17 protein-coding genes are annotated in these 18,594 nt (G+C 60.1%); 10 read left to right on the top strand and 7 right to left on the bottom strand.

Going from position 1 to position 18,594, the window contains the following annotated elements; all coding sequences use genetic code 11:
• Positions 1 to 103 precede the first annotated feature (103 nt).
• Positions 104 to 2,545 carry a GcvT family protein gene (locus tag ACXAGD_RS15985; RefSeq protein WP_475211889.1) on the top strand — a complete coding sequence of 814 codons (2,442 nt, stop codon included), beginning with the start codon at positions 104 to 106 and terminating at the stop codon, positions 2,543 to 2,545.
• Positions 2,542 to 3,885, top strand: a complete 1,344-nt coding sequence (locus ACXAGD_RS15980) for an MmgE/PrpD family protein (RefSeq protein ID WP_475211888.1) — start codon at positions 2,542 to 2,544, stop codon at positions 3,883 to 3,885. Before ACXAGD_RS15985 ends, ACXAGD_RS15980 begins: the two co-directional genes overlap by 4 nt.
• Positions 3,886 to 3,956: 71 nt before the next feature.
• Here ACXAGD_RS15980 and ACXAGD_RS15975 read toward each other — a convergent pair whose 3' ends face one another.
• From ACXAGD_RS15975 to ACXAGD_RS15955, 5 genes are read right to left on the bottom strand one after another with little or no spacing between them, the layout of a single operon-like run.
• Positions 3,957 to 6,101 (bottom strand): hypothetical protein, encoded by a 2,145-nt coding sequence (locus ACXAGD_RS15975; protein ID WP_475211887.1) that lies wholly within the window; start codon positions 6,099 to 6,101, stop codon positions 3,957 to 3,959.
• Positions 6,098 to 6,967 carry a flagellar motor stator protein MotA gene (gene motA / locus ACXAGD_RS15970; protein WP_475211886.1) on the bottom strand — a complete coding sequence of 290 codons (870 nt, stop codon included), beginning with the start codon at positions 6,965 to 6,967 and terminating at the stop codon, positions 6,098 to 6,100. Before motA ends, ACXAGD_RS15975 begins: the two co-directional genes overlap by 4 nt.
• Before the next feature lie 38 nt (positions 6,968 to 7,005).
• The gene (locus ACXAGD_RS15965; RefSeq protein WP_475211885.1) at positions 7,006 to 7,581 is read right to left on the bottom strand and encodes a MotE family protein; all 576 of its coding nucleotides are present in this window, start codon (positions 7,579 to 7,581) and stop codon (positions 7,006 to 7,008) included.
• The gene (locus ACXAGD_RS15960; protein WP_475211884.1) at positions 7,578 to 8,174 is read right to left on the bottom strand and encodes a hypothetical protein; all 597 of its coding nucleotides are present in this window, start codon (positions 8,172 to 8,174) and stop codon (positions 7,578 to 7,580) included. Before ACXAGD_RS15960 ends, ACXAGD_RS15965 begins: the two co-directional genes overlap by 4 nt.
• A gap of 9 nt (positions 8,175 to 8,183) precedes the next feature.
• Positions 8,184 to 8,681 carry a flagellar basal body-associated FliL family protein gene (locus ACXAGD_RS15955; protein ID WP_475211883.1) on the bottom strand — a complete coding sequence of 166 codons (498 nt, stop codon included), beginning with the start codon at positions 8,679 to 8,681 and terminating at the stop codon, positions 8,184 to 8,186.
• A gap of 119 nt (positions 8,682 to 8,800) precedes the next feature.
• Here ACXAGD_RS15955 and fliF point away from each other — a divergent pair, with 119 nt between their 5' ends.
• From fliF to fliP, 4 genes are read left to right on the top strand one after another with little or no spacing between them, the layout of a single operon-like run.
• Positions 8,801 to 10,390 carry a flagellar basal-body MS-ring/collar protein FliF gene (fliF, locus tag ACXAGD_RS15950; RefSeq protein WP_475211882.1) on the top strand — a complete coding sequence of 530 codons (1,590 nt, stop codon included), beginning with the start codon at positions 8,801 to 8,803 and terminating at the stop codon, positions 10,388 to 10,390.
• Positions 10,390 to 10,986: a FliH/SctL family protein gene (locus ACXAGD_RS15945; RefSeq protein ID WP_475211881.1), complete on the top strand. Its 597-nt coding sequence runs from the start codon at positions 10,390 to 10,392 to the stop codon at positions 10,984 to 10,986. The genes fliF and ACXAGD_RS15945 overlap by 1 nt, the downstream gene beginning before the upstream one ends.
• Entirely contained in the window at positions 10,979 to 11,266 is a 288-nt protein-coding gene (locus ACXAGD_RS15940) for a FliM/FliN family flagellar motor switch protein (RefSeq protein ID WP_475211880.1), read from the top strand. Before ACXAGD_RS15945 ends, ACXAGD_RS15940 begins: the two co-directional genes overlap by 8 nt.
• The gene (fliP, locus tag ACXAGD_RS15935) at positions 11,266 to 11,997 is read left to right on the top strand and encodes a flagellar type III secretion system pore protein FliP (protein ID WP_475211879.1); all 732 of its coding nucleotides are present in this window, start codon (positions 11,266 to 11,268) and stop codon (positions 11,995 to 11,997) included. Before ACXAGD_RS15940 ends, fliP begins: the two co-directional genes overlap by 1 nt.
• 5 nt (positions 11,998 to 12,002) lie before the next feature.
• On the opposite strand, the gene ACXAGD_RS15930 is transcribed toward fliP, so the two are convergent.
• A complete protein-coding gene (locus ACXAGD_RS15930; RefSeq protein WP_475211878.1) occupies positions 12,003 to 13,454 on the bottom strand; it encodes a sensor histidine kinase in 1,452 nt (483 codons plus the stop codon).
• Positions 13,451 to 14,188 carry a response regulator transcription factor gene (locus ACXAGD_RS15925; protein ID WP_475211877.1) on the bottom strand — a complete coding sequence of 246 codons (738 nt, stop codon included), beginning with the start codon at positions 14,186 to 14,188 and terminating at the stop codon, positions 13,451 to 13,453. Before ACXAGD_RS15925 ends, ACXAGD_RS15930 begins: the two co-directional genes overlap by 4 nt.
• 218 nt (positions 14,189 to 14,406) lie before the next feature.
• Between ACXAGD_RS15925 and ACXAGD_RS15920 the strand changes: the two genes are divergently transcribed.
• The 4 genes from ACXAGD_RS15920 to ACXAGD_RS15905 all read left to right on the top strand — a co-directional run bounded on the left by ACXAGD_RS15920 (position 14,407) and on the right by ACXAGD_RS15905 (position 18,580).
• On the top strand, positions 14,407 to 15,651 hold the full coding sequence (locus ACXAGD_RS15920) for an ABC transporter substrate-binding protein (RefSeq protein WP_475211876.1): 1,245 nt from the start codon (positions 14,407 to 14,409) through the stop codon (positions 15,649 to 15,651).
• Positions 15,652 to 15,712: 61 nt separating this feature from the next.
• Positions 15,713 to 16,585, top strand: coding sequence for a carbohydrate ABC transporter permease (locus ACXAGD_RS15915; RefSeq protein WP_475211875.1), 873 nt, complete (start codon positions 15,713 to 15,715; stop codon positions 16,583 to 16,585).
• A complete protein-coding gene (locus ACXAGD_RS15910; RefSeq protein ID WP_475211874.1) occupies positions 16,578 to 17,477 on the top strand; it encodes a carbohydrate ABC transporter permease in 900 nt (299 codons plus the stop codon). The genes ACXAGD_RS15915 and ACXAGD_RS15910 overlap by 8 nt, the downstream gene beginning before the upstream one ends.
• Positions 17,478 to 17,482: 5 nt before the next feature.
• Positions 17,483 to 18,580: an ABC transporter ATP-binding protein gene (locus ACXAGD_RS15905; RefSeq protein WP_475211872.1), complete on the top strand. Its 1,098-nt coding sequence runs from the start codon at positions 17,483 to 17,485 to the stop codon at positions 18,578 to 18,580.
• Positions 18,581 to 18,594 lie beyond the last annotated feature (14 nt).

The following is an 18,594-nucleotide window of genomic DNA, read 5'->3' as shown; positions in this document are numbered from 1 at the left end:
AACTCTGTTCCCGACATTTGGCGTCGGGAACAGAGCATAAGCCGCCCCTGACCTGTGGCTGACTTTCCTGCAAGCGCCGAGTTCGCAAGCAGGAGGTCCGCCCATGAAAATCCACGCTCAGGCCGTTGTAATCGGAGGCGGCCTTGTTGGTTGTTCGATCCTCTACCATCTGGCCAAGCTCGGCTGGACCGATGTGGTCCTGCTGGAACGTGATGAGCTGACCTCGGGTTCGACCTGGCACGCGGCGGCCGGGATTCACGGGTTGCACGACAACAACAACATCACCCGTATCCAGCATTACACGATGAACCTGTATAAAGAGCTGGAGGAACAGACCGGGCAGGGTTGCGGCGTGTTCCAACCCGGCTCGCTGTATCTGGCGCAGACCGAGGACCGCGAACACCAGCTGCGCCTGCAAGAGGCCAAGGCGAAGTTCTATGGCCTGAATTTCTATGAGATCAGCCGTGAACAAGCGATGGAACTGCACCCGCTGGCGCAGTTCGACGATATCCGCTGTATCATGTTCGAACCCGAAGGTGGCAACGTTGACCCCTCGGGCGTGACCCACGCTTATGCCGCCGGTGCGCGGGCGATGGGTGCCACGATTGAGCGGTTTTGCCCCGTAATAGGCACAGAACAGCAACCCGATGGGTCATGGATCGTGCGCACCGAAAAAGGCGATATTCGCACGCAGTGGGTGGTGAATGCAGCTGGCCTTTGGGGGCGTGAGGTGGCGGCTATGGCTGGCATCGAACTGCCACTGCAACCAACCGAACACCAGTATTTCGTCACCGACGCGATTGACGAGGTGGCCGCCCTTGGTCGGCGCCTGCCATCAATCGCCGACCGGGATGGTGAGTACTACTTCCGACAGGAAGGCAATGGCCTGCTGATCGGTGCGTATGAGAAAGACATGCGGTTTTGGGCCGAAAACGGAACGCCGCTGGATTTCGCGCATGATCTGTTTCCCGACGATCTGGACCGCATCATGGAGAATGTGATCCGCGCTACCGAACGTGTGCCGGTCGCAGCCACTGCGGGGGTCAAGCGGGTGATCAACGGGCCGATGATCTGGTCTCCGGATTCCAACGCGCTGTGGGGGCCGGTGCCGGAACTACAGAACTACTTCTGCTGCACCGGGATTATCCCCGGTTTCTCGCAATCCGGTGGTCTTGGCCTGTTGTCGGCGCAGTGGATGATCGAGGGCGAGCCGCAATACGACATGTTCGCCTGGGATCTGGCGCGGTTCGGCGACTGGGCCGACAAGAAATTTACAAAAGCGCGGGTCGAGGATGTCTATACCCACCGCTTTGCCATCCACTTCCCCAACGAAGAACGTAGCGCTGGCCGCCCCGCCCGCCTGCGCCCGGCCTATCAGATGCAAAAAGATATGGGCTGCGTCTTTGGCTTGAACTGCGGCTGGGAACACCCGTTATGGTTCGCTGATCAACCCGGAGTGACCGATACCAACGGCTTCACCCGCCAGAACTGGTGGGAGCCGGTGGGCCGCGAAGTGCAGATGCTGCGCGATCATTTGGGCGTCATCGATATCTCGAACTTCGCCAACTACGTGATCAAGGGGCCGGAGGCTTACGATTGGCTCGAGCGTCTGGTCGCCAACCGGGTACCGACCGAGGTTGGGCGGTCCTGCCTGACTCCGCTGATCTCGGTCCGTGGTGGCGTTGCAGGGGACTTCACCATCACTAAAGTTGCAGACGATGAATACATGATGATCGGTTCCGGTATGGCCGAGCGGTATCATCAGCGGTTCTTCAACATGGTCGATCTGCCCGAGGGTACCACCTTTGAGGTCGCCACTAACCGCATTGCAGGCTTCAACGTGGCCGGGCCGAAATCGCGCGATCTGTTACAGCGGCTGACCAATGCGGACCTGAGTAACGAGGGTTTCCGCTTCATGCGGTCGCGTACAATCGAAGTTGCCGGGGTTACCTGTCTGGCCATCCGCGTCAGCTTTACCGGTGATTTGGGGTGGGAACTGCACTGTGCTGAAGACGACCAAATCAGGCTCTACTCTGCACTTTTGGAGGTCGCGAAGGACTTGAATGGTGGCCCTGTCGGAGGCCGAGCTCTGGGGTCTCTGCGTATTGAAAAGGGCTATGGGTCCTGGAGCCGCGAGTATTCGCAGGAATACTGGCCGCAAGAGGTTGGGCTGGCGGGCCTCATCAAGCTGGACAAGGACTTCCTGCACAAAGATGCCTACCTTGCCATCAAGGACAACCCGGCACGCGAGGTTCTTTCGATCTTCGAGGTCGACGCCGATCTGGCCGATGCCTCAGGCGGTGAGCCGATCTTTACCCCCGATGGCAGGCCCGTGGGTCGCGTGACCTCGGGCGCGTACGGGTACTCGGTCAGCAAGTCTCTGGCTATCGGATACGCCGATCTTAGGGTGGCGGGACCGGGCGATACGGTAGAAATCTTCCTTCTTGGCAAGCCGCACAGGGCCAGAATTCTTTCGGAACCGCCTTTTGACCCCAAAGGTTACCGGTTGCGCGACGTCCAACCGGTGATGGAGTCTGCTTCATGACCGATACCTTCGCACGCGTTGCCGATTTTACCCTGACTTGTCCGGCCGATCAGATGCCGGACAGCGCCAAAGAGGCAGCGGCGCTGATGATGTTGGACACTATGGGCATCCTGATCGCCTCGGGCCCGATGGAGGCCGGGGTGATCGCGCGCGACACGGCGGCGATGCTCTATGCCAGTTCCGATCCGGCCCACAGCGCACGGATGATGTTCGATGGTCGCCCGGTCAGCGTGGCTGGCGCGGCCTATGCCGCCGCGACCCAGACCGACAATCTGGACGGGCATGACGGGTATAACCCGACCAAAGGACATATCGGGGTTGTGGTTCTGCCAGCACTGATCGCCCTTATGGAAACCCGCCCCGATCTGACAGGGCCTGAAGCATTGGCTGCCGTGATCGCCGGCTATGAAATTGCCGGCCGAGCCGGATTGTCGTTGCATGCCTCGGTCAGCGACTATCACACCTCGGGCGCCTGGAACGCACTGGGCGTGGTGGCGATGGCGGCGCGATTGCGGGGGCACACGCCCGAACAGATGCGTCAGGCAATGGGAATCGCCGAATACCACGGTCCCCGTAGCCAGATGATGCGCGAGATCGCCAATCCGACGATGTTGCATGACGGCTCCGGTTGGGGTGCGCTGGTTGGCATTTCCGCTGCCATTCTGGCCGAGCGTGGCTTTACCGGAGCACCGGCCATCACAATCGAAGCCGAGCAGGCAGCCGTCCATTGGACTGATCTGGGGCAGTTCTGGCAGGTCGAGCATCAATACGTAAAGCCCTATCCCATCTGCCGTTGGGCACATGCGGCGATTGATGCTGTCCGAGCGGTGATGCTGGACAACACCCTGTCCTACGAGCAAATTCAATCCATCCAGATCAACAGTTTCCATCAGGCGGCCTGCCTTTACGCTGGAATGCCGGACACCACGTCTCAGGCCCAGTATTCTCTGCCTTTTGCCGTGGCGGTGCAGGCCATCTATGGTCGGATCGGGGTGGAGCATATTTCCGGCAGCGGTTTGTCTGATCCGACTGTGGCGGAATTGATGATGCGTATCCGTGTGGCCGAATCTGACCAGCACTCTGCCCGATTCCCCAAGGGTCGCTGGGCCGATGTCATCATAACAACCACTGACGGGCGGGCCTTGAAATCCGGAGACGTTCACGCACGCGGCGGCCCTGAGGCCCCGATCAGCCGCGATGAGGTGATCGCCAAATACATGGAATTCGCGGCCCCCGTTATCGGCCCGTCGCGTGCTAAGGCGATCCGCGATGTCGTTCTGGGCTGGGTGGAACCGACCTCCCAATACTCGGACTTGTCACCATTTGTTTTCGGGCCTTGAGGTCCGCAGACCCGGCCATCGTTCCGAGTCACAGGTAATTCCGCACTACACTTAGCCTGTGTCAGAGCCTCCTATTCCGTTTTCAACGTTGCGAAAAGGATAGCAATCCTCTGCCGGGTTTCTGCGCTGTCCTGAAGCAAGGCTTCAGCGTCGGCCAGTGGTTTGTCTGGCACACGCACGGGCTCGGCCGACAGGCCCCGGCTTGTCTTCGCGACATCGCTGAATTTCGTACCGCTGCCCAGTTCTGCCTTTTCCGTCAGATCGGCTAGCCAGAACAGCCGGTTCGCTTCATCCGCGTGACCCGATGCGCGCATCAGCTCACCCGCTGCCGCAAAGTCACCTGTGGCTTGCAGGGCCGCGGCCCGCAGGGAATCGGCCTCATCGGTGGGATCATCTGCAAGTTCCAGCATCGCCTGATGCGGACGGTGGGCCTGCAATGCCGCTTTTGCCCGCAACCGCGCCCGTTCCCCTCGCTTGAGCCTGTCCTGAGGGCGTTTTGCCAGAGCCTGTGCCTGTTTGGCGAATCCTAGCCTAGCCAGCCGGTCTGCAACGACGATTGCCGCATCGGTTGTCAGTGCTTGTGACTGAGCGTTCGACAGGCTCAGGATACGGCGCAAAAAGGTAGCATCGTCGGCCCGTTCGGTCAGAACGAACACCACACGGTTGAGCGTTTCAGTGGACCCGTTGCGCTCTGGCAGCTCTGCCACCACGTCCAGCGCCGCGTCGAATTCCTGCCCAAGGCTCAGGGCTACGGCGTGCGTTTGTTGCATCATCGCTCCGATTTCCGACCGGCGAAGCTCAACAGTGTAGGATTCCGCTAGATCCAGCTCTTGCGGTGAAACCGCGCCGCGTTCCAGCCAGCGTTTGTCAATCAGCCGAGCCAGTGCCAGCGGCGCTTCAAGCGTGGCGTCCGGGGCCTCAAGCACTTCAGTCAGCAGGGTTTCGGCGCGGGGCGCATCGTGTTCGGCCGTTGCGACCTTTGCTTTGGCCTGTGTCGTGTCGGCGCTAACCTGCGTTTCGACGCGATCCACCGAACGCAAGACGCGCCGCGCGGCCTCGAGTTCCTGCCCCTCTACCAGAATGTCCGACAACATCGGCCCAACGTGGCGGCGCAGGTGGTTCGGAAGGCGTGTAAAGGTCTGCTCGATCGCAATCAGATTGGCGTCTTGACGCAAGCTGCCCTCCGTCAATGCAGCCCACATGGCTGCGTCGCTTTTACAACGCTGAAGCCCTGTAAACGGGTTCGACCCGTTGAGTTGCCCATCATCTAAGACGCGTGCAATAGCGGCGATACGTTCGGTCTCCAAGGAACGCTCACCCAGCAATTCCAGCGCCCTGATCGCTTCGGCCCCAAACCCCGAATAGGCGTAGTGCTTGGCCAGTTGCAGCGCACGGGTCTTGTCGATGGTGTCGAATTCCTGAAACAGACCCGTCCGAAGCGCTGCGGTCTGTTCAGCAAACGGACGTTCATCAGACCAGTCGTCCAACGCAAGCTCGGCGCTGGACACGCAGGGGGGGCGCCGTTCCAGCTGCGGCACATCCGGACCCAACAGCCCGTTCAGGTCCTCGAGAATCGTGGTTACCTGGACGTTTAGTTCCACCTCAGATGGTATTAGCAGACTTTGATTGCTGATTGAGGCCCGTGGTCCCACAGGCGCAGTTTTCAGATCGACGATCCCGCGGTCAGCGCCCTGCAAAAGACGCGTTGCAAGCTGGTGTTCAAATCCACTTGCGTTCAGGTTCAGCAGAGGTAGCTCCAGTGTGGCAAGGCTCTGATCCGGACCCGGCGTCATATCGCCCTTTGGCGCTTTGGGCAGGACCGGGGCCGGAATGTCGCTGGTAAGCGGCGGCAGAAATGTACCGGGCGCGATGTCCACCACGATCATTGTGTTCCTGAACAGAAAGGCTGAGGCGACGCAGTTGCAACCAAACTCCATCTCAAGCGGGGCACCGGGTTTGGTCTGAGACAGGGCAGCCAGGCGGTTCTGGGTCAGGCGCTGAAACACTGCACCTGTTCGAAACGCCACATCCTCCAGCGCGACGTTCAGGCGCGCGCCGTTCTTCGTCTGTTTCAAAACCCAGCCTGTGTCTGGAGGGACCTGAACAACCAGCCTTGTATATCCATCATGCTCGCCCGAGCGCACAGTTACATCCCGCGCAGCGGCACCCGTGGCAGCGGCGATCAAAGCAGAAGCAATCAGTGCAAACCGGGTCATGCCGCCGCCTGCTTGAGTTCTTTCAACGCCTCTTCCAGTTCGGTGAAATCCGGGCGGTTGTGGGTCGGTGTATTCTGGCGCCCAACCTCAATGCACATAGCCGCGTTGTGGTTGTGCAGGTTGGCGACCAGAACCTCTTTGATCAGCTGGTAGAAATGGTTGTCTTCTTCGACAACGGCTTTCAGCTTGCCCGCGAAGGGGCCGACCAGACCATAGGCCAAAAACACGCCCAGAAAGGTCCCCACAAGCGCGCCGCCGATCAGTTTGCCTAGTACCTCGGGCGGTTGATCGATCGAGCCCATCGTCTTGATCACCCCCAGAACCGCGGCCACGATGCCCAAGGCGGGCAGGCCATCCGCAACCGTCTGCAGGGCATGGCTGGAATGCATGGCGTGATGGAAATTCGCCTCCATCCGCTTTTCCAGGACCTCTTCCACCTGATGCGGATCGTCGTAGTTCATTGAGGCAGACCGCATCGTGTCACAGATCAGATCAACCGCTTCTTTGTCGGCCTGAATTTTGGGGTAGGCCGAGAACAGAGGCGAGCTTTCCGGGTCTTCGATATGTTGTTCTACCTCGACAGGGCTGGCCTTGGCGATACGGATCAGTGAAAACAAAAGGCACAGCAGGTCGCGGTAATCCTCGGGCTTCCATTTGGGACCTTTGAACACTTTGGCCATGTCCTTGGCCGTGTGTTTGACGGCGCTCATGTCGTTGCTGATCAGAAAGGCGCCTACCGCGGCACCGCCGATCATCATCATCTCAAATGGCAGTGATTTCATAATGATGGCCATCTTGCCGCCCGCAGCAAGATAGCCGCCGAATACCATGGCGAAAATGACGACAATTCCGATTATTCCGATCATGGGTGGTCTCCAGCAAAATCCTGTGCGGGGTTGAAATGTTATTCCTGCGGCGCCGCGGCGTTGCGGCCAGCCATTATGACGCTGATCGTATAGGCGGCCTCGGGCCTGAGCCCGGCCAGAACACCTGCGGCCGCGTCTGGCGGCATCCGCGACAGGAAACCAGCGGCAAAGCTGGGGTCCATCGTCTCAAACAACGCGGCGGCGTCTTTGGGTTTCATGCTTTGGTAAACATCCGTCAGGCGCGTCAGGTCGGTCTCGGCGGCCTTTTCGGCCATAGCTAGCGTCTCGCGCAGGGCCTCTTCGGCCTCTTGCAGCGCAACCAGGCGGGTCTCGATTGCCTGGTCGGCAATAGCCAATGCCCTTTCCTTGTCCAGAACAGCCGCCTCGCGCTGTTTTAGCGTCTCTTCCCGGCGCAGTAACTCGGTCAGCAAAACCTGCGCCCCGGGTAAGTCGGCCCGCGCCTGTTCTGTTTCGGGCAATGACGGCTCGGCGCCTTTTGCCAGCGCGGGGCCGGCCTCCAGCCCGATGCGAATCGCGGCGGATCCGATCATCAGCAACGAGATGACCGCCAGCACGCCGCCCTTTGGGCGTTTTGCGGTTGGCTTGGAGGTCATGTCGCAGCCTCACCCCGGGACCGGGTGTGTCGGAAGAACATCAGGCCGTCGGGTCGCTTGTCTGGACCCGCGGTAGGTGTTGCGCTGTCCGCCTCTGCAGGCTTTTCCGTTACCTCTGTGGAGTCTTCCGACTGTTCCGGTTTCTCGGCCACTTCAACTTTGTCTTCTGACTCCGCTGACCTTTCGCTCGACTTAGTAGTCTGTTCTGATCCTGTTTCGGCTGCTTCCGAATCCGCTTCCACCTGAGGCTTTGCGCTTGTTCCTTTTGGGCGGTTGACAGGTTCGGGCTCTGCCGGTTTGTCCTCGGGCGGAACGATGTCATGCATTGATGCCAACATCAGTTCCAGGCGCTGGGCGACCGATTCGGCGCGTTGCGTCAGTTCTTTTAGAACCTCACCGGACTGGTCCGAAGCCTCTCGCGCCGCGCCCAGTGACTCTTTCAGCTCATCGGCCTGAGTTGATAGCACGGCAACCGCACCGCCAACGCCTTTTTCCAGATCGGTGAACCGCTTGAGCCGCCGGGACAGCACGAAACAATAAAGACCCGCACCCAGCGCGCCGGCGACCAGCAAAATATCTGCAATCAGCTCCAACTTCGCCTCCTAGTTCAATACGAATTCCATCACGAGGACATCGCGTACGCGCCCCTCGCCGACGACAATTTCAATGCGCCGTAGCAGGTGGCCGCGGATACGCATCAGGGCCAGCGAATCTTCAAGATCCGACACTTCGACCGCGCGCAGATAACCGTTCAGGATGTCCATGATTCGCGGTTTCATCTTCTCGACATCGGCGGTGTATTCGGCATTCACCTCAAGCTGAGCGTGAAATTTCAGATGCCGCGAATCGCCAGCGTTCACTGATACGATCACTGGCGGCAGATCGACGAAACCGACTTGCGGCAACGCCTTGACCGGCTTGCCCTTGTCCATGTCCTTGGCGTTTACTACAGCGGACTTGCCGCCGAAGGGCAGCATTCCGGACGTGGTCAGGAAATACCCGCCTGCCGCCCCGGCCACGGCCAGAATCGCCCCGATAATCAGCCCTTTTTTCCCCGACTTTTCCGGGGCTTCTGCCTGTTCCGCAGTCGCGTCAGTCATGACGTCCTCACTTGTCCGTTCTGCAATCGTCATAACCCGGCAGGGACTAACCGATTGTTAAGGGCAATGGTCCAAACAGGGAACGTGCCGGGCAGAATGTCGGCGAGTCGGAGGTGAGCGTGCAGCAGATCGGAACTGTCTGGGCAAGTTTGGACAGGCGTAAACAAATCATCGTTGCCGGTGCGGTCGTGCTGGTGTTTCTTGGGGTCCTTGCGATGTCACGTCTGGTGACGGCGCCGTCGATGACCTTGCTTTATGCGGGGCTGGAAAGCGGCGCTGCGGGGGATATCGTCCGCTCGCTGGAACAGCGCGGGGTCACTTACGAGATTCGCGGCGGCTCGATCTATGTGCCCGGATCGCAGCGGGATGAGCTGCGCATGACCTTGGCCAGCGAAGGCCTGCCCGCGAACGGCAATCAGGGCTATGAGCTGTTGGATTCGCTCAGCGGCTTTGGCACTACGTCGCAGATGTTCGATGCCGCCTATTGGCGCGCAAAAGAGGGTGAACTGGCCCGCACCATCGTTGGCAGCCCTCATGTCAGCCAGGCCCGTGTGCATATCGCCAACGGGTCGACCAATCCGTTCCAGCGCAGCGTGGCACCGACGGCCTCGGTCTATCTGGTGCCGTCGGGGGCGCAGGTCACATCGGATCAGGCCAAGGCGATCCGGTTTCTGGTGGCTTCGGCCGTCAGTGGTCTGGCGCCCGAGAATGTCACCGTCGTCGATTCGAACGGGGCTGTGATCGGCGCGCAGGAAACGGCCGTTGCCGCGGATACGGCCGATGACAAGGCGCGCCAGTTGCGTGAACGGGTGATGCGACTGGTTGAGGCGCGCGTCGGCACCGGGAACGCAGTGGTCGAGGTCAGTGTCGATACGGTGACCAAGACCGAATCCATCCGCGAACGCCGTTTTGATCCCAATGGGCGCGTCGCCATCAGCACCGATATCGAAGAACGCTCGGACAGCGCCCGCAACCAGTCTGCCGATGTCACCGTGGCCTCGAACCTGCCCGATGGGGACGGTGCTGGTGGCGACGAATCGAACTCCAACGCAACGCAGACGCGCGAGCGGGTGAACTATGAGGTCTCTGAGACCGAGCTTGAGGTTCACAACGCGCCCGGCGCGATCAAACGCCTGACGGTTGCGGTTCTGGTCAACGGAACGCGCACAGTCGACGCGACCGGGGTGGAAAGTTTTGAGCCGATGCCAGAGGCCGAGATGGATGCTCTGAAAGAGCTGGTGGCCTCAGCCGTTGGGTTTGATGAAGCGCGCGGGGATGTCATTACCCTGAAATCGCTGGACCTGCCGGTGGTTGAACCGCAGGGCACGATGGCCTCGGCCTCGATCTGGCAAAAGGTGCATTTCGACGCGATGTCGCTGATCCAGATGGCGGTTCTGGCGATTGTTTCGCTGGTACTCGGCCTGTTCGTGATCCGCCCGATCCTGACGAAACCGGCGATGACGCCCGCGTTGCTGCCTGCCGGGGCTGCTCCGGAGCCTGAGGCCTATCTGACCGGTGAAATCGCAACCGACGAGACCGGACAATTCACTTCGCTTCCAGGTCAGGCACCTGCTGGCGATGTTCCGGCGCTGGCCGCGCAGCAGAGTGCTGATCCGGTAGATCGGCTGCGGGCGATGATCGGCGACAAGCAAGAAGAGACGGTCGAAATCCTGCGCAGCTGGCTCGAAGAAGGGGAGGAGCGTGTCTGATGTCGATTGCCCATCTTCTTGAGGATTTCACCCTGCAGGCCGGCGGCGGCAAGCTGCACTTGCTGGACGAGGACGCGCTGGAAGAACAACGTCTGGCTGCGTTTGAGCAAGGCTATAGCGCCGGTTGGGAAGACGCGGTTCAGGCGCAAGAACAGAGCCGAAGCCGGGTCTCGGCGGAACTGGCCAAATCGCTTGAGGATATGTCCTTCACCTATCACGAGGCCGTCACCCGGATGGCCCTGTCGCTGGAACCGATGTTTCAAAGTCTGGTGCAGGTAGTCCTGCCTGAGACGCTGGATCGCGGCTATGCCGTACGGCTGGTGGAACAACTGGCTGATATGGCACGCGGACAGGTCAGCCAGCCGATGCAGATCTTCGTGCCCACGGGTCGGGGGGGCGAGGTCGAGGCCTTGTTGCCGCAGGATCTGTCTTCACCCGCCCGCGTGATCGAGGACCCGTCGCTGGAGTCCGGACAGGCTCGGCTGCAGGTTGGAACCTCTCAGCGCGAGGTGGATTGCACTGGCCTGCTCGCCTCGGTCGCCGGGGCATTTGACGCATATGTATTTGAGGCAAAAGAGGCAGTGAACCATGAGTGACCCCCAGACCCCGAAACCTGAAAGAGCCAACCCGTTCGAGGCCGTTCCGATTGAGGTCACGGTGTCCGTCGGTCGCGCGCGGCCCCTTATCCGTGATCTTCTGAACATGGGTGAAAACGCCGTACTGACGCTGGACAAACGGATCGAGGATCCGGTCGACCTTTATGTCGGTGATCAACTGGTCGCTCGAGGCCTGCTGGAAGAGATGGAGGGCGATCAGGCGGGTCAGCTTGCCGTGCGCCTGACCGAGATCGCGGATTTGCAGAACGGGATCGGTTGATGCGGGTTCTGCTTTGGCTGTTTGTCGCGCTTGCGACCCTGTCCCCATCTCTAGCTGCAGCGCAAGAGTTGTCGCTTTCCCTGGGCGAGGGTGGCTCGATCTCGGCGCGGACCATCCAGCTAATCCTGTTGATCACGGTGCTCAGCCTCGCGCCAGGGCTTGCGATCATGGTCACCTGTTTTCCGTTTCTGATTACCGTTCTGGCCATCCTGCGGCAGGGCATTGGCTTGCAGCAATCACCGCCCAACATGCTGATTGTCAGCCTGGCGATGTTCCTGACCTATTTCATCATGGAGCCGGTCTTTACCGAGGCCTGGGCTACCGGTATCCGACCCATGGTCGAAGAAACGATGGAGGTTGAGCCAGCGCTTGAGATCGCCATCAAGCCGTTCCGCGCCTTCATGGCTGCGCGGCTGAACCCCGACACCTTTCATTCCATGGCCGCCCTGCGCCCCGGCGGAGATGCGATTGCGTTGTCGCCTCAGGCACCGCTGTCGATCCTGATGCCGTCCTTCATGCTGTCCGAGATCGCTCGCGCGTTTCAGATCGGATTTCTGATCTTCCTGCCGTTTCTGATCATCGATCTGGTAGTGGCGGCGGTGTTGATGTCGATGGGGATGATGATGGTGCCGCCTGCAACTGTGTCGCTGCCTTTCAAGCTGGCGTTCTTTGTTATCGCGGATGGCTGGTCATTGATCGCTGGGGCATTGGTGCGCAGTTACATGACCTAGAGCGGTCACTGTCGGGTGATCTGCAGCCGAGCCCGCAACCCCTGATCCCCTGCCTCGAAGCTGAGGGAACCGCCGTGCTGTTCGGCAATCGTGGCTACGATGGTCAGCCCAAGACCGAACCCGTCTGAGGACCCGATATTCGAGCCGCGGCGGAACGGGGCCATCAGCGCCTCAATATCTGAAACGGACAGATCGGCCCCTTTGTCCTCAACAGTGATGGTGGCCGTACGGGCATCGGTTTCAAGCTGCACCTCGGCATGACGGCCGTATTTCAAGGCGTTGTCGATTAGGTTAGTCAGTGCGCGTTTCAACGAGATCGGCCGGGCCATCACCAGCATCCGCCGCGTTTCCGGAAGCGACCCATGCCCACGTCTTGACATGAAGACCGAGGGCGCGCCTTCGACTGCGACCGGGGCGATTTTCTTCAGTGTCACCGGCAGGTCCATGTCTTGGTAGTCGGCGACCAGAGACTCGACCAGCGCGGTCAGTGAAATCTGACGGGGTTCCTCGACGCTCAACTCGGACCGGGTGTAAGTCAGCACGCTTTCGATCATGCCGGTCATCTGATCCACATCCGCCTCGAGCTTTTCGCGCAACTCGTCATCAGGAATAAGCGCCGCCCGAAGGCGAACCCGGGTGGCAGGCGTGCCCAGATCGTGACTGACCCCGGACAGAACGGTAGCGCGTTTTTCAAGCTGGTCCCGCTCGGCATCCAGATGGTCGTTGACGGCCGAGACGATCTCGCGCAGTTCTGCAGGCCCGTCGGTGTCATAGCTGTTCGGTCCACCCCGGCGCTTGCGGTCGCGCAGCGCACCAGCAAACCGGGTGAAGGTGTCCGAGACATTGCCCACCGAGGTCAGGATGACCGCCAGCGTCACGATCGCAGCGAGAATGGCGGGCAGTCGCAGATCGGCAGGGGCGGCCTTGCAGCCCCAGACATCGGTGCCATCCACCTGCCGCCAGTCATTGCGCCCGAACCGGGCGATTAGAATCGGTTCGCTGCAGTAAGTGGCCAGCAGGCGGGTCAGGTTGCCCAGCTTCTCGGCACCGGTCTGATCAATGCGCGACAGGATATCGGACACCGGATAGACCAGCCGGTCGGACATCACCGCAAGCGTCAACTCTCGCCCGGCCAGAGGGGCGGTATTGTCGGTTAGGATCGATAGGTTGGTGACAAAGCTGCGGTCCGACAGGCCCGGCAATTGTTCGAACCGGCCTGCATCGGCCAGTTGAGCAGCCTCGGCGGACAAAGCTGTCACGGTAACACCCGGCGGCGGGGTAATCCCGACCCGCAGTTCTTCATAGACGGAAAAGCCAGCGACATAGGCGCGAGTGAGAAAATCGTCCCAGGCGCGGGCTGATGAAAACCATAGCCCGGCAGACAGCAAGCCGGTGGCAAAGGCTGCTCCGGTCCAGATCCAGCCCAGGCTGCGTAGGCGCGGCGCGCGCGGCGTCATGCGCCCTCGTCCACGAACACCTCGGCGGCAAAGACGTACCCGACGCCGCGCTCAGTGCGCAGCATCTGCGGGTCTTTCGGGTTCGTCTCGATCTTGGATCGCAACCGTCCAACCAGCATGTCTATGGCGCGGCCTTGCGCTTCGGGCTTGTCGGCGCTGCCGGTGACATCCAGCGCGGCGGCGATCTCATCCCGGGTTAGTGGGATATGCGGGTTGGCCAGCAATACCTTGAGCAGCGCGGTTTCCCGCTGTGAGAGCGAAACCAGATAGCCCTCAGGCGAGTGGACCTCATCCCGTTTGCCGTCATAGGTCCAGTCATTGAAGCGAAAGGTCCGCGTGCGGCGGCGATAGGCCAGCGACGGCGTGCGGCGGGCACGCTGCATCACCGCGCGGACGCGGGCCAGCAGTAGCTGCGGGTTGAACGGTTTGGCGATATAATCGTCAGCCCCGACCTCATACCCTGCCATGCGCTGATGATCGGCAGACAGGGCCGAGACCAGAATGATCGGCACATCCTGCTCGGTCCGCAGGCGGGCGCAGATCTCGACCCCGTTCTCATCCCCCAGCATCACATCCAGCAGGATCAGGTCGATCCGGCCAGCCGTCAAATGCGAGCGGATTTCGTTTTCCGAGCTGGCAGGCAGGGCGATGAAACTGTTCTGCTGCAGGAACTGGGTCATCATCGACCGCATCTCGGGGTCGTCGTCCACCACCAGTAGTCGCGGAATGCTCACGCGGCTTGTCCTCCCAATTTCTGCTCCTCCGGTATCGTGCATTGTAACGAACGGAAACAGATTCAATGTCAACGTAACACGCTGTAACAAAAGCGGTGAATATTTGGGCGGTGACAGGATTTCGCACCGGATTCAGCGTTGCCAGACAGGGATATGGGCGCAGTATGTCGGGCATCGCTGCGTTTGCAGTCACAAAGTTCTCAGGGAGGAGACACGTAATGAAGCGTTTTGTATTTGCCACTGCATCGACTCTGGCCATGGTGGCCGGAACGTCGGTTGTGGCCGAACCACAGGCCGAAGTTCTGCATTGGTGGACGTCGGGTGGCGAGGCCAAATCGGTGGCCGTTCTTCAGGAAGAGTTTGCCTCGAACGGCGGCACCTGGACCGATATGCCGGTTGCCGGTGGTGGCGGTGATGCCGCAATGACCGCTCTGCGTGCTCGTGTTCTGGCTGGCAATGCGCCGACCGCCGTTCAGCTGAAAGGCCCTGCCATTCAGGAATGGTATGAAGAGGGTGTTCTGGCCGATATCTCGAGCGTAGCTGAGGCTGAAGGGTGGGCCGATGTACTGCCCGCTTCGATCGCCGGTCATATGATGTGCGAAGGCACATGGTGCGCCGCACCGGTGAACGTCCACCGCGTTGACTGGATCTGGGCCAACGCGGATGTGCTGGCGGCCAATGGCATCGAGATGCCGACCACATGGGATGAATTCAACGCCGCCGCGACCAAGCTGATGGATGCTGGTGTGATCCCGCTGGCCCATGGTGGTCAGGCGTGGCAGGACGCCACCGTGTTCGAAGCCGTTGTTCTGGGCATCGGCGGCCCCGAGTTCTATCAGAAGGCTCTGGTTGATCTGGACCCCGAAGCGCTGACCTCGGACACGATGGTTCAGGCGTTCGATCAGATGCGCACAATGCGCGGTTATGTCGACGAGAACTTCTCGGGCCGCGACTGGAACCTTGCCACTGCGATGGTCATGAACGGCGAGGCTGCCTTCCAGATCATGGGCGACTGGGCCAAGGGTGAATTCCTGGCTGCTGGCAAGAAACCCGGCGAAGACTTCCTGTGCGCCTCGACCCCCGGTGACGGCTATCTGTACAACGTCGACAGTTTTGCCATGTTCAACGTGGACGGTGACGACAAGAAAGCCGGTCAGGACCTGCTGGCCAAGCTGATCGTCGCGCCGAACTTCCAGAAAGTGTTCAACCTGAACAAAGGCTCGATCCCAGCACGCACCGACGTGGCACTGGATGACTTTGATATCTGCGCCAATCTGTCGGCCGAAGATATGGGCTCGACCTCGGCCAGCGGCTCGCTGCTGCCGTCCTATGCGCACGGTATGGCGCTGCGCGGATCGCAGTCCGGTGCAATCACCGACGTTGTGACCGCTCACTTCAACTCGGATATGTCCTCGGCTGACGCGGTTCAGCAATTGGCGGACGCGGTGGCAAACAGCTACTGATCCGAATCTGCTCTGCCCCCTATACTGACGGGGCAGAGCATCTTTTCTCCCGGAGGAAAAAATGTCCGAATGGCTGGAAAACCACCTTCCCAAGGTGGTGCTGGCACCGTCGTTCATTGCCGTATTGATCTTTGTTTACGGCTTTATCGGATGGACGGCCTGGGTGTCACTGACCCGATCGAAACTGTTGCCGAAATACGAGATCAAGGGATTCATCCAGTATGAACGCCTGTTCGACTCGCCCCGCTGGGACACGGCAATCAACAACCTTTACCTGTTCGGTACCCTGTTCATCGTGATCGCGATGGTTCTGGGTCTGCTGCTGGCGATCCTGCTGGATCAGAAAATCCGCGTCGAAGGGGCCATTCGGACGATCTACCTGTACCCGATGGCGCTGTCGATGATTGTGACCGGTACCGCGTGGAAGTGGATATTGAACCCGGGTCTGGGTATCGAATCCATGGTGCAGGGTTGGGGTTTCACGAACTTCGAATTCGACTGGCTGGTGAACCCGGATTACGCCATCTACACCATCGTGATGGCCGCGATCTGGCAGAGCTCGGGCTTCGTCATGGCGCTGTTCCTGGCCGGTCTGCGGTCGGTGGATGGTGAGATCATCAAGGCCGCGCAGGTCGATGGTATCCCGACATGGCGCATCTACACGGCGATCATCATCCCCTCGATGGCCCCGATCTTCCTTTCGGCCTTCATCGTGCTGGCCCACCTTGCGATCAAAAGCTTTGACCTTGTCATCGCCCTGACGGGTGGCGGTCCGGGCTACGCGACCGACCTGCCGGCAACCTACATGTACGCAATGGCCTTTTCGCGCGGCGATATCGGTCAGGCGGCTTCCTCCGCGATGATCATGATGCTGGTCGTCTTTGCCATCGTGGTTCCTTACCTTTACTCAGAGTTGAGGGCGAAAAATGACTGATATTTCGATGCCCCATACGGAAACCCGTACTCAAAGCGCCACTGGCAAGATTGCCCTACGTTGGTTGCTTTACGTCCTGCTGGGCCTGTTCGCGCTGTATTACCTGATGCCGCTGTTCGTGATGGTGACCACATCGCTGAAAAGCCTTGAGGAAATCCGCACCGGGTCTCTGATATCGCTGCCGCGCGAGGTGAGCTTCGAGGCTTGGAAAACCGCATGGTCCGGTGCTTGTACCGGTATCCAGTGCGAGGGCCTGCAGCCCTATTTCTGGAACTCGGTCCTGATCGCGGTGCCTGCGGTGGCCATCTCGACCCTGCTGGGCGCGCTGAACGGCTATGTGGTCGCGCAATGGCGGTTCAAAGGCGCGAACATCATCTTCTCACTGATGCTGTTTGGCTGCTTCATCCCGTTCCAGGTTGTTTTGCTGCCGATGGCGCGCCTGCTGGGCATCATGGGGATTGCCGGGACCATTCCGGGCCTAATCTTCGTCCACGTGATCTATGGGCTGGGCTTCACCACGCTGTTTTTCCGCAACTACTATATCACCATTCCGGCCGAGCTGACCAAAGCCGCGCGGGTTGATGGCGCTGGTTTCATGCGTATCTTCTGGTCGATCTTCCTGCCGCTGTCGCTGCCGATCATCGTTGTGACCGTTATCTGGCAGTTCACGCAGATCTGGAACGACTTCCTGTTCGGCGTGTCGTTTAGCCAGGCGGGCACGCAGCCCGTGACCGTGGCGCTCAACAACATCGTAAACTCCACCACCGGCGTCAAAGAATACAACGTCGACATGGCCGCTGCGATCATCGCAGGGCTACCGACGCTGCTCGTCTATGTCGTTGCCGGTAAGTATTTCATCCGCGGCCTGACCGCTGGCTCAGTGAAGGGATAAGACCAATGGCACCCATCCTTGATATCAACAAACTCTACAAGAATTACGGCCCTGTCGAAATTCTCAAGGACATCAACATCTCAATCGAACCGGGCGATTTCCTGGTTCTGGTCGGCCCCTCGGGCTGCGGCAAGTCCACCCTGCTGAACTGTATTGCAGGGCTTGAGGAAATCACCGGCGGCACCCTGTCCATTGGCGGCAACGACATGACTCATGTCAGCCCCAAGGACCGCGACATCGCGATGGTGTTCCAGTCATATGCGCTGTACCCGACCATGACCGTGGCCAAGAACATTACCTTCGGCATGAAGGTGCGCGGGGTCGATCAGGCGACGCAGGACGCCAAGCTGAAAGAGGTCGCCCAACTGCTGCAGATCGAACCGCTTCTGAACCGTCGCCCCAGCCAATTGTCGGGTGGTCAGCGTCAGCGTGTCGCGATGGGTCGGGCGCTGGTGCGTGATCCCAAGCTGTTCCTGTTTGACGAACCACTGTCGAACCTCGACGCTAAGCTGCGGGTCGAGATGCGGACTGAGATCAAGAAGCTGCACCAGACGTTGGATGCGTCCATCGTCTATGTGACCCACGACCAGATTGAGGCGATGACGCTGGCAACCAAGATTGTCGTGCTGAAAGGCGGTATCGTGCAGCAGATCGGCACCCCGGCCGAGATCTACAACAGCCCGGCCAACCTGTTTGTGGCCGATTTCATGGGCTCACCGGCAATGAACCTTATCCCGGCGCAGGCGACCAAGAATGGGTCTGGCACCGAGATCGCCATCGCACGCGAAACGGGTGAGACTCTGGTGTTGAAGGATACCCGCGATCTGTCACTGCCTAAGGACGTGATCCTCGGTCTGCGCCCTGAAGATATCGCCGAGGCTGGCTTCCGCGCCGGGGCCGGCGTGCAAGAGGCTGAATGCCTTGTCGATATGGTCGAACCCGCAGGCGCTGATACCTATGTGGTCTCGGAACTGGGCGGCAAACAGGTCACCGCACGTCTGCACGCGGAAACCAGCGCACAGGCAGGCAAGATGCTGAACCTTGCCTTTGACATGAGCAAAGTGTCCTACTTTGCCGAGGAAACCGGCGAGCGTTTAAACTAAACAAAAAAGCGCCG

This window comes from Ruegeria sp. ABF4_144, assembly GCF_056160045.1.
This window is presented reverse-complemented; position numbering and strand designations above follow the sequence as displayed.

Bases quoted from the DNA above. Each gene is read 5' to 3' on its own strand.
- fliP (WP_475211879.1), top strand. From the start codon at position 11,266: ATGCGGGTTCTGCTTTGGCTGTTTGTCGCGCTTGCGACCCTGTCCCCA.
- ACXAGD_RS15905 (WP_475211872.1), top strand. From the start codon at position 17,483: ATGGCACCCATCCTTGATATCAACAAACTCTACAAGAATTACGGCCCT.
- ACXAGD_RS15975 (WP_475211887.1), bottom strand. From the start codon at position 6,101: ATGACCCGGTTTGCACTGATTGCTTCTGCTTTGATCGCCGCTGCCACG.
- ACXAGD_RS15955 (WP_475211883.1), bottom strand. From the start codon at position 8,681: ATGACTGACGCGACTGCGGAACAGGCAGAAGCCCCGGAAAAGTCGGGG.
- ACXAGD_RS15915 (WP_475211875.1), top strand. From the start codon at position 15,713: ATGTCCGAATGGCTGGAAAACCACCTTCCCAAGGTGGTGCTGGCACCG.
- ACXAGD_RS15965 (WP_475211885.1), bottom strand. From the start codon at position 7,581: ATGACCTCCAAGCCAACCGCAAAACGCCCAAAGGGCGGCGTGCTGGCG.
- ACXAGD_RS15985 (WP_475211889.1), top strand. From the start codon at position 104: ATGAAAATCCACGCTCAGGCCGTTGTAATCGGAGGCGGCCTTGTTGGT.
- motA (WP_475211886.1), bottom strand. From the start codon at position 6,967: ATGATCGGAATAATCGGAATTGTCGTCATTTTCGCCATGGTATTCGGC.
- ACXAGD_RS15920 (WP_475211876.1), top strand. From the start codon at position 14,407: ATGAAGCGTTTTGTATTTGCCACTGCATCGACTCTGGCCATGGTGGCC.
- ACXAGD_RS15910 (WP_475211874.1), top strand. From the start codon at position 16,578: ATGACTGATATTTCGATGCCCCATACGGAAACCCGTACTCAAAGCGCC.
- ACXAGD_RS15980 (WP_475211888.1), top strand. From the start codon at position 2,542: ATGACCGATACCTTCGCACGCGTTGCCGATTTTACCCTGACTTGTCCG.
- ACXAGD_RS15940 (WP_475211880.1), top strand. From the start codon at position 10,979: ATGAGTGACCCCCAGACCCCGAAACCTGAAAGAGCCAACCCGTTCGAG.
- ACXAGD_RS15945 (WP_475211881.1), top strand. From the start codon at position 10,390: ATGTCGATTGCCCATCTTCTTGAGGATTTCACCCTGCAGGCCGGCGGC.
- ACXAGD_RS15930 (WP_475211878.1), bottom strand. From the start codon at position 13,454: ATGACGCCGCGCGCGCCGCGCCTACGCAGCCTGGGCTGGATCTGGACC.